Annotated in this window: 15 protein-coding genes; 3 read left to right on the forward strand and 12 right to left on the reverse strand. The window is 33.9% G+C overall.

Annotated features, from left to right (window positions below; translation table 11 throughout):
• Window positions 1-324 precede the first annotated feature (324 nt).
• Both AB3U99_RS24030 and AB3U99_RS24035 read left to right on the forward strand, forming a co-directional pair.
• Complete coding sequence (locus tag AB3U99_RS24030) at window positions 325-1,320, forward strand: metal-dependent hydrolase (RefSeq protein WP_400244515.1); 996 nt, start codon at window positions 325-327, stop codon at window positions 1,318-1,320.
• A gap of 4 nt (window positions 1,321-1,324) precedes the next feature.
• Complete coding sequence (locus tag AB3U99_RS24035) at window positions 1,325-2,461, forward strand: MGDG synthase family glycosyltransferase (RefSeq protein ID WP_400244517.1); 1,137 nt, start codon at window positions 1,325-1,327, stop codon at window positions 2,459-2,461.
• Between the two features lie 93 nt (window positions 2,462-2,554).
• Here the strand turns inward: AB3U99_RS24035 and AB3U99_RS24040 are convergent, their stop codons facing one another.
• The 8 genes from AB3U99_RS24040 to AB3U99_RS24075 form a co-directional block, all read right to left on the reverse strand.
• Window positions 2,555-3,376 carry an alpha/beta fold hydrolase gene (locus AB3U99_RS24040; RefSeq protein ID WP_400244519.1) on the reverse strand — a complete coding sequence of 274 codons (822 nt, stop codon included), beginning with the start codon at window positions 3,374-3,376 and terminating at the stop codon, window positions 2,555-2,557.
• Between the two features lie 369 nt (window positions 3,377-3,745).
• Window positions 3,746-4,585, reverse strand: a complete 840-nt coding sequence (locus AB3U99_RS24045; RefSeq protein WP_400244521.1) for an aldo/keto reductase — start codon at window positions 4,583-4,585, stop codon at window positions 3,746-3,748.
• A gap of 28 nt (window positions 4,586-4,613) precedes the next feature.
• Window positions 4,614-5,471 carry an NAD-dependent epimerase/dehydratase family protein gene (locus tag AB3U99_RS24050; protein WP_400244523.1) on the reverse strand — a complete coding sequence of 286 codons (858 nt, stop codon included), beginning with the start codon at window positions 5,469-5,471 and terminating at the stop codon, window positions 4,614-4,616.
• A gap of 581 nt (window positions 5,472-6,052) precedes the next feature.
• Entirely contained in the window at window positions 6,053-6,769 is a 717-nt protein-coding gene (locus tag AB3U99_RS24055) for an EAL domain-containing protein (RefSeq protein ID WP_400244526.1), read from the reverse strand.
• A gap of 33 nt (window positions 6,770-6,802) precedes the next feature.
• The gene (locus AB3U99_RS24060) at window positions 6,803-7,039 is read right to left on the reverse strand and encodes a hypothetical protein (protein WP_400244528.1); all 237 of its coding nucleotides are present in this window, start codon (window positions 7,037-7,039) and stop codon (window positions 6,803-6,805) included.
• Window positions 7,040-7,095: 56 nt separating this feature from the next.
• Window positions 7,096-7,782: a GGDEF domain-containing protein gene (locus AB3U99_RS24065; protein ID WP_400244530.1), complete on the reverse strand. Its 687-nt coding sequence runs from the start codon at window positions 7,780-7,782 to the stop codon at window positions 7,096-7,098.
• On the reverse strand, window positions 7,779-7,991 hold the full coding sequence (locus AB3U99_RS24070; RefSeq protein WP_400244531.1) for a PAS domain S-box protein: 213 nt from the start codon (window positions 7,989-7,991) through the stop codon (window positions 7,779-7,781). Before AB3U99_RS24070 ends, AB3U99_RS24065 begins: the two co-directional genes overlap by 4 nt.
• A 70-nt stretch (window positions 7,992-8,061) precedes the next feature.
• A complete protein-coding gene (locus AB3U99_RS24075) occupies window positions 8,062-8,361 on the reverse strand; it encodes a hypothetical protein (RefSeq protein ID WP_400244533.1) in 300 nt (99 codons plus the stop codon).
• A gap of 428 nt (window positions 8,362-8,789) precedes the next feature.
• Here AB3U99_RS24075 and AB3U99_RS24080 point away from each other — a divergent pair, with 428 nt between their 5' ends.
• Complete coding sequence (locus AB3U99_RS24080) at window positions 8,790-10,157, forward strand: transposase (RefSeq protein WP_400244534.1); 1,368 nt, start codon at window positions 8,790-8,792, stop codon at window positions 10,155-10,157.
• A gap of 278 nt (window positions 10,158-10,435) precedes the next feature.
• On the opposite strand, the gene sda is transcribed toward AB3U99_RS24080, so the two are convergent.
• From sda to AB3U99_RS24100, 4 genes are all read right to left on the reverse strand, one after another.
• On the reverse strand, window positions 10,436-10,603 hold the full coding sequence (gene sda, locus AB3U99_RS24085) for a sporulation histidine kinase inhibitor Sda (protein ID WP_400244536.1): 168 nt from the start codon (window positions 10,601-10,603) through the stop codon (window positions 10,436-10,438).
• 118 nt (window positions 10,604-10,721) lie between these two features.
• Complete coding sequence (locus AB3U99_RS24090) at window positions 10,722-11,078, reverse strand: response regulator (RefSeq protein ID WP_400244538.1); 357 nt, start codon at window positions 11,076-11,078, stop codon at window positions 10,722-10,724.
• A gap of 169 nt (window positions 11,079-11,247) precedes the next feature.
• Window positions 11,248-12,933, reverse strand: coding sequence for a methyl-accepting chemotaxis protein (locus tag AB3U99_RS24095; RefSeq protein WP_400244540.1), 1,686 nt, complete (start codon window positions 12,931-12,933; stop codon window positions 11,248-11,250).
• Window positions 12,934-13,590: 657 nt separating this feature from the next.
• Window positions 13,591-14,346 (reverse strand): LytR/AlgR family response regulator transcription factor, encoded by a 756-nt coding sequence (locus tag AB3U99_RS24100; RefSeq protein WP_400244542.1) that lies wholly within the window; start codon window positions 14,344-14,346, stop codon window positions 13,591-13,593.
• Window positions 14,347-14,432 lie beyond the last annotated feature (86 nt).

A 14,432-nucleotide genomic window follows, 5' to 3' on the forward strand; every position in this document is an offset into this window, starting at 1 on the left:
ATAAAGCTACCTTCTCATACTGGGTATCAAAGTTTATAAAAATAGTCCATTGCAAAAACTAAGTCGTTCCATTGCGCTACAGACGCACGATGCGCCGGGGAGGAAGAACTCCCCCCTATATACAGAACCTATACAGATTCTTTACATTAAATTATGAATGAAGGAACACACGCCAAATATAATGAATAGAGATTACATCTTTTCAAAAGTGGGTCTCTTCGGAAAACTCCACCTTATAACTACGACATCAATCTTACATTTGTTTGAACCAAAAAGATGTTCTATAGTCATGAGTTTGTCAAAACAAAGATAAGGAGTGATTGTATGGATACGAGTTCTCACATCATTATGGGTTTAGGATTAGCTGCTCTTGCTCAAATTGACCCCGTTGTCGCTAATGATTCTACTCTTTCACAGGCCGTCCTGTTCGGTACTGTAATTGGTTCAAATGCCCCTGATTTTGACTTCATCTATCGAATGAAAGGAAAAGGCAGCTATATCCGAAATCATCGGGCAATGTCTCATTCCTTACTGGCATTGCCTCTATGGAGTGTCGCCGTTTCAGGTATTATTTATTCCTTCTTTCCAGGATCATCCTTACTCCAATTATTTTTATGGACATTCTTAGCTGTAATTCTCCATGTGTTTTTTGATTTATTTAATGTACATGGAACCCAAGTCTTACTTCCCTTCTCCAAAAAATGGATTGCATTTGACTCAATCCCCTTAGTGGATCCTATAATTTTATCTGTACATTTTCTTGGTTTTTGTCTGCTGCCTTTTTTCGAAATGGGTAAAATGTTTTTCATCCTATACATTTTTATTTTCCTTTACCTTGCTACCCGTACTCTATCAACAGTAGTAACAAAGAGAAAATTACAGCTCTATTTTAGTAATTCCATCCGCATTAAATTGATTCCACGTATTTCCTTGTTTCAATGGGATGTAATCATTGAGACAAATGAAGATTTTTTATTTGGCGTCTATTCAAAAGGCAGCCTAGTAATCGAACATTCTCTTTTAAAGAAAATAGATTTTCCTGAACTAGTATCTGACAGTAAAAATCATCCTTTTGTTTCTGATTTTCTTTCTAGTACCCAGTATGCTTATCCATTTGTTCAAACAAGAAAAAATGGCTATTTAATCTATTGGAAAGACCTTCGTTTTCGTACCAATAAATTTTTCCCTAATCTTGCCATTATCGCTGTAACGTCTGATTACAAAATGAAGAATTGTTTTATCGGTACACTATACTCCTTAAAACATTACAAGCAAGTCATAAGACAATTGAAAAAAACTGTAATCTTAAAAAAGGGCTGATCTTATGGAAAAGAAATTACTGATTATTTCTTCTGATATTACAGGGCATGGACATAAAAGCATCACCGAATCTCTGTGTGAGAAAGTCAAAACTCAAGAAGTGAAGATATTTGTAGTAGATGGATTTGCGCTTGGTAAACGATTGCTTTTAAAAATCGGCCAATCCTATGGTCCCATCACAAGAAATTCGGAAAATCTATGGAAAATGATTTGGAAACTATCTGCTATGAACCCCCACTTAGTAGACAATTTTATTGAATCATTAATAAGAGATAACTTTCTAAAATTACTGGAAGAAATACAGCCTGATATCATCTTATCTGTTCATCCGAATTTTAATGGCTCTATCTTAAACATTTTAGAAAAACAAAATATCAATATTCCTTTCTTTACTCTAATTGCCGATCTTGTTAACATTTTTCCTCTTTGGGCAGACAAAAGAGCAAATTATATTATTAGTCCTACTTTTGAAGCCCAAAATAAGTGTATTGAATTTGGGATTCCAGATGAGAAAATAAAGGTTTCTGGTTTTCCAGTCCGTTCCCGATTTTTCCCAAAGAGCTATAACCAACGAAAATTCTATAACAAGGGCCAATCTTTAACATGCTTGATCATGAGCGGTGGTGAAGGTGTGGGAAATATGAAGAAAATAGCCGAAAATCTACTAAATCATTTTGATTGCAACGTCAAAATAGTAGCAGGGAAAAATGTGAAGCTAAAAACTAAACTGGACATATCCCTTAAGGCGAAATATGGTGATCGAGTCGAGATTTATGGCTTCACTCAAAATATCCAAGATTTAATGCTTACTTCTGATATTGCCTTTACTAGAGGCAGCCCCAATGTTATGTTCGAAGCAATAGCTACCAATACACCGCTAATCATTACGGGAGCTTTGCCAGGACAGGAAGAGCATAACCCAACTTTTGCCGAGAATTTCAATTTAGGAGTGGTATGCAAAAACCCAAAGGAGATTAAATATACGATAACTGATTTACTCGAAAATAATGGTAAAAAGCTAAATGATATGATAATTAGTCAACGGAATTTTATCAATATAAATGCAGCGGAGGACATTCTACAATTCATTCTAAAGGTTGGCGATCCTTATCATGAAGATGCAAAAGAAAAACTTTCTTGAATAAGAAGCTAACTTAAAAGGTCCTTGATAAACGACTTTTTAAGTTAGCCTTTTTCCTTTACTATTAAAACAAAGCATCCTTTATTTTAATCATCAAATAGTATGCATTAATATATTCTTAATAACAAATTCTGGTCTTTCCTCGGTAATTAAATGGCCTGTTTTTTCATACGTAATTAACTGAGCATCCGGTAAATCACTAACGAGTCGTTGACCAACCTCCACAGGAACAACTCTGTCTTCCTCTCCCCATATTAATAATGTTGGAACGTGAATATCTTGAAGCTGGTGTGGCAGCAAATCCCCCTCACGATGACGTAGTAGTCGGATTAATGCCTTATAAAATCCTTTTTCGTTCAGTGGTTTTCCAAATTCTTGAATCAATTCATCATTGATCAAAGTATGGTCAAAAAAGACATTTCTTAAATGATATTTGACATCCTTTCTTCGAATATAATAATGTACCAATTTGTCAAAGCAAGGTAAATAGGAAGAAAGAATGAGCAGCTTTTTTGATCGCTTCAAATACCCTGAACTACATAACAAAATCAATTTATTAATTTTCTCAGGAGCAATCAAGGCCATATAGAGGGCAATTTGGCCCCCCATTGAATGAGCAACAATATGTGTGTTAGAGTAGCCAAAGTGATGGATACATTCTATCATTAGCTTTGCATAGTTCTGAAAACTATATATAAAGGAAGTTGATTTCTCACTTTTGCCAAAGCCAGGAAGGTCCACGGCGATAACGGAATATTGTTTTTGTAAAAATGGGATAATTCTCCGAAATGTATAAGTCGATGATGCAAAACCATGGATGAGAAGAATCGGTGGTTTATCATTCAATATGTATTCACAGTACAAATTGATACCAGCTACTTTAAGGTAAGTTTGATTTAATCCATTACCAGTCAATATGCTCAAACTCCTCCACAAATTAATAATTTGGTTTTATTATTAATCAATTGGGTCTGGAGGATACAGAGAATAGATTATTTTATTCCGCTTTGTAGCACAAAAAACGTTCCATACTTTTCCTGATATTGCACCGCAGAACTCTAGTGACCACCATAGATGTAGCTCTTGCTACAGTGTGATTCGTAGAATTCATGGCTTGCTAATGATCACTTAAAATTAAGAGCAGTTACATCCTTTCTCAACAACAAAAATAAAAAGGGATAACCCTTTTTTTAGAATGTTATCCCTTTTATTTTCCCCTATCTAAGTTATGATAGTCAACAACCCACGACTGAAGTCACGAGGGTTCTCGGCTAAAGCCTAAACTTATACTTTACTAAAAGTATCAGGATCAGCAAACATACGTTGGTCCTGATTGAGTGCATTGATTTTATCCATATCCTCTTGGGAAAGTTCAAAGTCAAAGACATCAGCATTTTCGGCAATGCGGTGGGGCTTAACTGACTTTGGAATCGTCACTACTCCTGTTTGTATGTCCCAGCGGATAATAATTTGAGCCGTTGATTTTTTGTATTTTTTTGCAATCTCGACCAAAATTGGTTCTTCAAGCAGACCTCCCTGCATTAATGGAGACCAAGCTTCAAGCTGGATGCCGTGCTTTTTGCAAAAATCATGCAATTCTCGTTGATTAAATCGTGGATGATATTCTACCTGGTTGACCATCGGTACAATTTCACCGTTTGCAATGACTTCTTCAAGGTGATGAACTTTAAAATTGCTGACCCCAATGGCACGAACACGTCCATCCTTATAGAGCTTCTCAAGCGCTTTCCATGTGTCTACGAATTTTCCTTGTGAAGGAAGAGGCCAGTGAATTAAATAAAGATCTAGATAATCGATCCCCAATTTCTTCATACTAACGTCAAAAGCTGCTAATGTTGCTTCATATCCTTGATTAGCATTCCAAACTTTTGTTGTAATAAATAGCTCCTCACGAGGGACATTTGATTCCGCAATAGCTTTGCCTACACCCTCTTCGTTTTTATAAACAGCAGCAGTATCGATGCTTCGATAGCCGACTTCAAGAGCAGCCTTAACTGAATTTACAACTTCTTCTCCGTCCTTTACTAGGAAAACGCCTAAGCCTATCCAAGGCATTTCGACACCATTATGCAAAGTAGTAGTACTTTTAAGACTAGAAATCATCGATTATCTCTCCTTACTAATATAGTAATTACATCTTTACGTTTACGTAATCTCTCCACTTATGAACAGGCTTCCAATTTAGTAATTTTTTCGCCTTTTCATTGTTTAATAGCGGTGCAAATCCTGATAAATCTTTACGAAAATCCGTAACAGTTGGATAACAGGTTTCCATTAACTGTTTGCTGTCAATGTCCATGCTTGTTTCATCCGCCCCGATATTAAGGGCAACTGATCCAAGGTCGTCTGTCTCAACAGCCAATCGGTATGCGGTCGCCGCATCTCGTGTATCAATATAACTCCACAGAATCGTTTTTCGCTGCTCAGGGTCATGGATAAATCCGGGGAAATTTTCATACTTTTCAGGAGAGATGACATTTCCTAAACGGAATGATACGACCTGCATCCCCGTTCTACGATGAATCATATCAGCTGTTTTCTCATTTACAATCTTGGATAAACCATAGCTCTCTTCCGGCAATTGCGGGTGATCTTCATCTATTGGTACATATTGAGGTGTTAAATTTTGCTTTGAAAAACAAATACCATATGAGGACTCACTTGAAGAAATTACCGCTTTTTTAATTCCTAGATTTCCTGCTGCCTCTAAAATGTTATATGTAGACATAACGTTATTTTCAAAGGTCACTTCATTTGGATGGGAATATGCAACCGGAATCGCAGCAAGATGGACAACAGCATCGGCATCTGCTAATACCCCATATACTTCACCAAGATTTGTTAAGTCTGTTATTACTGTTCTGCAAAGAGCTTCTTTCGGATACTGCCTATCCACATTAACAACTTCATAACCATGATCGATAAACTCTTTTATGACATCTCGGCCAAGTAGACCACTTCCACCTGTAATGACAACCTTTTTCTTCATTTTCTCTCCTCCGTATCTACTTAATAGAAAAATGATTCTGTAGTTCTAAAAAGAAGTTTGCGTTTTACCTATACTTTGTTTATCGCGTAAACTAAGTATAGGTAAAACGCTTCCATATTTCAAACAATACCTTTTATAATGATAAAATTGTTCAAGAATGGTCAGATTGGACTTTGAATATCCTCATTTCCTATACCAATAGAACTACTGAATGTTTGGGAGATTGAGGAAAAAATAGGATGGCAATATAAATATACTATGATTATGTGTAAGTTAAATAATCCCCTTTCCCCAAGGAATCATTAAGAAAGATCCTTATCCATTTGCATCAATAGAGATATTTAAATAAATGTTAATTCTATTTTCCTGCCAAAATAAATAACATAAGGCCGAACTTCCATATAAGAAACGACCTATTTATGATATTGCTCTCCGTTATGTAAGCCAATTGAGGTTTCACATACATGACACCTCAATTGGCTTACATTCCTCCTTCAATTACCAATCTTCAGCCGAATTCCCTTACAAATGTAAATAACTGTACCAGGTTTACAAATCCCATACTCTAACATTTTTTCACGTTAAACTTTTGGTGTAGGAGAAGGTTTGCCAAATAAATATCCTTGAAAAAGTTCATAACCTGTTTGTTTTAACCATTCAAAGTCTTCTCTAGACTCCACACCTTCTGCTAACGGAATTGATCCGATATCTAATGACTTTTTCAAAAACATTTTTGCTATATGTTGTTTGTTTTTATTTTCAGATACTCCTTGAACAAACTTCATATCCAATTTCATATAATGAGGTTTAAGATCTTCTAACATATTAATGGTACTATATCCTTCTCCTACATCATCTAAAGCATACTGAAAGCCTCTATCTCTGTAATAAGTCAGTATACTTTTTAAATGTTCTAAATCCTCAACCTTCTCTGTCTCTACTACTTCAAACACAAGTTTTGAGGGATCTACTCCTAATTGAGCTGATAATCGGATAGTAGATTGCAGGCAAAATTCCGGTGAGTAAATAGAAGTAGGAATGAAGTTAATAAAGGCCTTTTTTCCATCTAATTGTGTTGCATGACGAACAGCTGTCAATCTACATAAACGGTCCAAAGCATATAGCCTACCTCTTGTCCTGGCCGCTTCAAAAATAAGATTTGGATAAACTAAATTTCCATCTTCTTTTTTAAATCTAGCAAGAATTTCAAATGCATAAATGCTTTCCTCTCTATTAACGATAGGTTGAAAATAGCATGTTAACAATTTCTTTTTTATAACTTGATCAATCCATTCCATTTCAAAAATTTTTTCTAATTCCTTGAATGGTTTTCAATTGTGATTATTCAATCGAAAGAATGCGTTATCTGTTTTCATATGTTCTAAACAGAAATCAAGAATTTCCCTAGCACCTGTTTCATTCGTCACAATGATATTATCTTGTTTTTTAAACTCTATTTTCCTTCTCTGTAAATGTTCACTTACTACTGATACATTCTGATGACCAATTAAACCATTGTACATAATCTCAATGCTTAAATCCTCAACTAAACAATTATTACACTTCATATTTCGCCTCCTCCAATTAATCAATCATGTCAAAAATAAAGTCAAATAAGTTATCATCATTGATAGTTTACTTGATTTCTACCACACTCCTTTGATCTATATAATGCTTGATCAGCTAATGAAAACATTTCATTTTGATCTATTTCCATGGAATTTTTCACTACCATTGTGGAAACACCTATGCTAATTGTTACAAACTTACTAACATTAGATTTAGAGTGTGAAATTTTCAATCCTTCAACTTTTTTACGAAGGTTATCGGCTATGGATATGGCAATCTCTTTTCTTATATGTGGTAATAATATACAAAACTCTTCTCCGCCTATCCTACATACATAATCTGTGGTTTCTCTCACACTACCTTTTAATGCTTGAGCTACTATCTTTAGACACTCATCACCCTTTTGATGGCCATATGTATCATTATAAGCTTTAAAATAATCAATATCGATGACTAGCAAAGAAAGAAGTTTCTCAGTTTGACCATTTTGTTTACCTTCTTCATTAAATTTAAGGTTGAAAAATCGACGGTTATATACTCCTGTTAACTCATCTATATATATTGCTTTTTCTAATTTTTTTATTTTCTTTTTGTGATTCGTAATATCTCGAGATATACAAATAATTTCTTCATTTTTCCCATCATTTGATAATACTTTTTGACTCTTTGCTTCTAGCCAAATAAATTTTTCATCTTTACGATGGAAACGATAAGTTATTGTTTGTATATCTTCACTACTCAACATTTTTTGTAAGATAATTTTATTTTATCCATATCATCCGGATGAAAAAAATCAAATGCAGATTGATTTAAGAGTTCACTAGATTTATACCCCAACATGGAATGACTAATAGGGGAAACATACACATACTTTCCGTCAATCGAATATACGGAAATAAAATCAGTAGAATTATCAGCACTCAGTCGATAACGCTCCTCACTTCTTTTCAATTGCAATTCCACCAATTTACGATCCGTAATATCAACATGAGAAACTACAGCACCGTGATTAACAGTTTGACTAATTGTGATTGGAGGTTACTCGTAATAAAAACCATCGTATGTCCACACCTGAATGACAAGGATATTCAAAAGTAAAATGATTAATCCTTCCATCCAATACTTGCAAAATCCCAGACCTTACCTCTTCTTGACAAACGGCTAGATAGTTAGTCCCTATTCCACTTTTTGATAAATCCCCACCATTTTCAATCGAGAAATTTATCCATCCTTTATTTATAGCTATTATCTCCCCTTTTTTATCTAATACTGCAATATGATCTATTAATGAATCTAATACAGATTGGTCAAGAAAATCCATATTATACTACCTTTTTCTAACCAAATTTAAATTAATGATTTTATATAACTTGAATCAATTTCATAAATGCTTTTACACTCTAACAAAAATAAACATTAATATTTTTAATGCTAAATTGTTCGTTAGCTTTAATTTTCAAATAAGAACTAACTCAAGGTTTGCCTTGATATAAAAATAAATGATGAAACTGATTCACTTTGATAAAAAATCAAAACTTATTTCCGGGAGATTTAACTACATCCAAATATATGTTACTCAACTTTCGGAGTTGAATTTAACTTTTAAAGCCTTACGATTGATAGGGTAGACCCCATTTAATATCCATTTGCTTTTCTTTGTCTTTTGTGAAGATAAAAAGAAAAGACACCTGTTTCTTTGGTAAAATAACGGTGACTAAACCAATTACACAAAGAAAGGTGTCTACCATTATGTTATCGAAAAATTCGTCTTTTGTCCATCTCTCGCAAGCTATGAAACACAGCTTTTCGGAGTTAAATGTGGGAAGGCATTTACGGAATGCGGGTATTACCAAAAAACTTGGATTTTCATGCCTCACCATTTTTCAACTTTTGTTTCTTTTAGTATTTGAACATCGTACCTGGTATCAAGCTTGTTTGAGTAAAAAAGCAACCGTTCTTCCAGGTAAGGATGTCATTTATGACTTCTTAAAGGTGCCTACATTTAACTGGCGCAAGTTTTTATTATCCCTTTCATTTGAAGTTACACAGCGTTTTGAAAGGTTAACTTCATCAAAGAGGATTTCCGTTTTTATTTTGGATGACTCAGTTTTTTCACGTAACCGTAGTAAAAAAGTAGAGCTGTTAGCACGTGTTCATGACCATGTGACACATAAATTTGTTAAGGGGTTCTCCATGTTAACACTCGGTTGGTCTGACGGATTTTCGTTTGTACCAGTTGACTTTGCGCTCCTCAGTTCAACTAAAAAGGAGAACCGTTATTGTGAAATAGATTCTACTATTGATAAGCGAACTTCTGGATATAAGCGTCGTCTGGAAGCTATACAACCTAAACCTGAAATGGCCGCTACTCTTATCCAAAACTGCTTAGATAAAGGCATAGTGGCGGATTATGTGTTGATGGATACTTGGTTTACACATGCGCCTTTAATCGAATCGATTACAGAAAAAGGCTTATTCGTGATTGGCATGGTCAAACAAATGAAGCAACGCTACCTTTATAACGACAAACTATTGAAACTAGATGAGTTGTTTAAGGTAGTTAAGCCCAACCTTCAAAAAAAAGGTGTCTTGGGCTCTATTCAAGTATGCCTTCAAACGGATAAACAGACGTCTGTCAAAATTGTTTTTGTTAGAAATCGCAATAAGAAGAGTGAATGGTTAGCCATTTTAAGCACGGATACTGCCCTTTCAGATGAAGAAATTGTAAGGATTTATGGTATGCGTTGGGACATTGAAACATTCTTTAAATGCACAAAGTCAATGTTAAAGCTCGCAAAGGAATTTCAAGGTAGATCGTATGATTCCATGATCAGCCATACAACCTTAGTTTTCACACGCTATACTCTGCTTGAATGGAGCAGAAGAAATGAACAAGACCCAAAAACAATCGGAATACTCTTTTTCTTAATGTGCGAAGATGTAAAAGATTTGGATATGCTTACGGCTTTACAACAGTTACTAGAACTTTTCGAAACAATGTCAAAAGGTACTGTTTCTTTAAGCACGGAAACTTTAACGGGTCAATTAACACATTGGTTTGAATCCCTGCCAAGTTACATCAAGGGTTCATTGAGTTTTTCTATGTCCGAAAGTTGAGTATGTTATAAAATATGGTATTTAATTACTACTTCCATACTACACTATTACAATTAAATTTCCCTATTTGCATGCATAAAATCAAAAAGAAGAACTAACATAAACCATGTCTGGTTCTAGGTCAGTTCCCCTTTGATATATTTTCATCATACATTTCTGAATACAAGTGGAATCCTATACAACTTTTTTACTAATGAAGGAATCTTACCAAAATCATTCATGGAAGTAAGATTTGATTTAAGTTTCCAATAAGGCTGATTGTTATTACTCACCGACATCTATTTTGCGGAAATTATTTTTGATGGCAAACAAATTTGGGATGATATCTGCCTATCTTCCATTTCCTTAGCGAGTAGGGAAATAAAGTTTGGGTGAAGATTTAACTTAATTGCTTGTAAATAGGAATGTACTAGCAGCTTATCATCTAGTCTCGAAAGATTGCTCATGAGATAAAACCTCCCATTTTGATTTTCCATATACTCTAATCCAATATAAGAGCCTCTGAAATGCAACTTAGCAAATACTAAAGGAAAAATAGTTGTTTATCCCCCAAATTTTTATGACCTATGCAATTACTTTTTTTATTGAACTAATAAACTTGTCTGTTTCAAATGGTTTTACAAGAAAATCTTTAGCGCCATATTTTATCGCTTCTATCACCATCGGCTTCTGCCCCATTGCCGATACCATAATTACTTTAACATTTTCATCTATCTTTTTTAATTCTAGTAACGCTTGAATACCATTCATTTCTGGCATCGTTATATCCATTGTTACGAGATCAGGCTTTGTTATTTTATACTTTTGAATTGCCTCTTCGCCATTGCTTGCTTCAGCTACAGTATATCCTTCTTTTTCGACAATTTCCTTTAACATATGTCTCATCATAAGTGAATCATCTACTATTAATATCTTTTTCATTGTTATTTGCCCCTGTCTGATTACAACCACCCAATTGTACTACCTATTCATAAATTGGATTAGTGGAATGACAGGAAATTCACCGCCAAATGCCATGTCATCTACCTGCACTTCATGAGTAGCTACTTCATGATTTATTTCATCTAAATATTTCGGTTAAACTCTATGTTTATATTTTAAATTTACCAATAAGCATTTGTAATTCCGCTGCCATTTTGGATAAGGCATTAGACGAAGAAGCGATTTCTTCCATTGATGCCAATTGTTCCTCCGTAGCAGCAGATACTCCTTGAGTTCCTGATGCAGTGGACTCTGAAACTTCTGTAATAAGTTTCATCGATTGCGAAATCTGTTCAGAACCAGCAGCTATTTGCTGAACGGCAGATGAAACCTCTTGTAATTGATTAGTAACCCCTGTAATAGAACTTTCAATATGTTCAAAGGATTCTCCTGCCATATTAGCTACTTCAATACCTGATATTACTTCATTTGTAGCGACTTCCATTGATTGAACAGCTTTTTTTGTTTCTACTTGGATTGTAGATATTAATTGTGAAATTTGTTGAGCTGATTGTGCTGATTGCTCTGCTAGCTTTCGCACTTCATCAGCAACAACTGCGAATCCCCTTCCATGATCTCCTGCCCTGGCAGCCTCGATTGCTGCATTTAATGCTAACAGGTTTGTTTGCGCTGCAATTCCTGTAATGACCTCAATAATTTGATCAATTTCTTTTGAGCGTTCGCCTAATCCTTTTATCACAACAGACAATTCTTTCACCGTTTCGTTAATCGAGTACATCTGCCCAATCGCATTTTTTAACACTTGACCTCCTTCTAAAGCTTTTTCTGAAGCATCAATCGCCGTTGAAGAAACACCTTGTGCATTTTTTGCAATTTGTTGAATACCAATAGCCATTTCTTTAATCGTTTGGGAAGTTTCTTCTACACTATTGACTTGTTTATCTACTCCTTCAACAACTTCCTGCATGGCTTCAGCAATATGCTCAGTTGCTTGACTTGTTTGTTCCGAACTCGCTGTCAATTCTTCAGAAGAAGCAGCTACCTGTTCAGCATTTGATCCTACTTGATGAATTAGCTCTCGGAGATTTCGAGACATATGATTAAAGGAATTTGCTAATTCCCCAATTTCATCTCTATTTTTCACTTTAATCTCATCAACAGTAAGATCTCCATTTGCAATTTTTTTAACCGTTTCTGAAATTACAATGACTGGCTTGGATATGATCCTTCCCATATATATAGCAATCGTTACCCCTAATAAAATAGCAATAATCCCTAATACTACAAGGATTGTCTTAACAGAAGCAACTTTAGCAGTGGTAGTTTTATATCCTTCGTCTACTAAACTCTGTTCATAGATGGTAAGTTCTTCAATCTTTTCATCCAATTTTTTTACTAGTGTACCTTGTTTAACTAAACTAGTATATTCCTCTGTTTTGTTTTGCTGTTTTAATAAAATTGCTTTACTCGCACTTTGGAAATATTCATTTTCTAACACATCCAGTTCTTTGAGCATCTCCTTATTTTTAGAATTTGTAAAACTCGTGAATAAGTCCCCACTCAATTCGAGGTATTTATCATGAGCTTCTGTAAAACTTTCTAAGGCCTTATCATCTTCTACGACTAAATATCCACGAATACCAACCTGTTCCTCTTTAATCAATACATTTAATTCTTTCATTTTAATCAACTTATTTGCACTATCATCTATTAAATTACTATACGTGTAATCTACAGATAAGATCTGAGTATAGCCAATTACTATTATTACAGCTAGAATAAATAGGATTGTAAAAAAACCCCCAAATAACTTTTTACTAATTGTTATTTTCATTATAAATTCCCCTCTTCTTAACAAAGTGATGATAAACTGAAATTTCACACAATATTTTCATATAACATTAGTGAATTTCATACGCATCCCAATTATTTCAAATGCTCGATTAATCTCATTGGGAACATTACAAAATTCGTATTCTACATCCTTTTTCTCCAACACTTTAAGATTTTTATTTAATGTCAATACCGAGAATCTCAACCGTTTGTACTTGATTAAAATCGATAATAATTTTTGTATAATACTCCTTAAAAATTTCATCAAACAGCGTATAATGACTCTCCGTAACTTCTTTAGGCATTAAAATACCTTTTTTTTATTCACATCGTTGCCTCTTTCACTATTTTGTATCTGCTATTCGCTGAACTTTTTTAATAGAATTTTAAATAATTAGTTTTTATTTTACAGTTCCAAATACCTTAATAAAAATAGTTATATTTTAACTGATATAGGTATATATACCAATAAAACAAATAAAATATTAGTTATTTAGGACTATAAAATATCAATTTTTTAGTTAGCCGTCAATTTATTCTAGCGTTATTTAAACCTCTATGATTATGTTCTAGACATCCAATCTACCCTATTAGTCTTTATTAATGACCATTCATGTCATAACATAATGTTTCCTCAAAATAAAAAAACAGATAGGATTTACTTCCTATCTGCATTACTTTTTAAATATGTTTCCATTAATTCTTGTATATAGTTTATGTTATGCTTTGAAATTTGCGCTGATTTATCATAACCATAAAAATACACCATATAGCTTTTACCAACTGTGGTTATATGAGACATATGTTCTAAATTAATGAGGAAGGAACGGTGAGACTGAACAATCCCACTTGGTAAATACTCCTTCAATTCCTCTAATGTTTCTAAAGATGGATATTCTCGTTTGTTGGTATGAATAATCGTTTTCCTGCCACTTTTCTCAATAAATAAAATATCTTTTACAAAAATATAATAAAGCGATCGATTAAACTTAATTGGAATTCTTTTCTTATCTTCTTTATCTAACACCGGATTACTTTGTGATAATACTTTTTTTGCTTTTTCTAATGCAAGATATAACCGGTCCTTTTTTATTGGTTTTAAAATATAATCTACTGCACTTAATTCAAAGGCTTCAAGTGCAAATGAATCATGGGCTGTAGTAAAGATATATTTAATATCAGGGATTAATTTTTGACACTCTCTAATTGCGTCCATTCCTTTTAATTTCGGCATGTCTATGTCGGTTAAAATGAGATCCGGTTTATGAAACATTACTTTTTCTATTAGTGCCTCACCGTTTTCCGCTTCATCAATTATAGTAAACATAGGTTGAATAAGCTCAATAAAACGTTTTAAGAGCTTCCTTGCTTCAGGTAAATCATCTGCAATAATGACACGGTATTTTTGAGTCATACTAATCCCTCTTTCAAAAGGACTTCTTGATTTTATTATATAGCATTTGAATTAGATTATTAAAGAAGAAAAAGGTTCTTCTTTTG

Origin of the sequence: Niallia tiangongensis (genome assembly GCF_044704065.1) — a bacterium.
Taxonomy (GTDB): Bacteria; Bacillota; Bacilli; order Bacillales; family Cytobacillaceae; genus Niallia; species Niallia tiangongensis.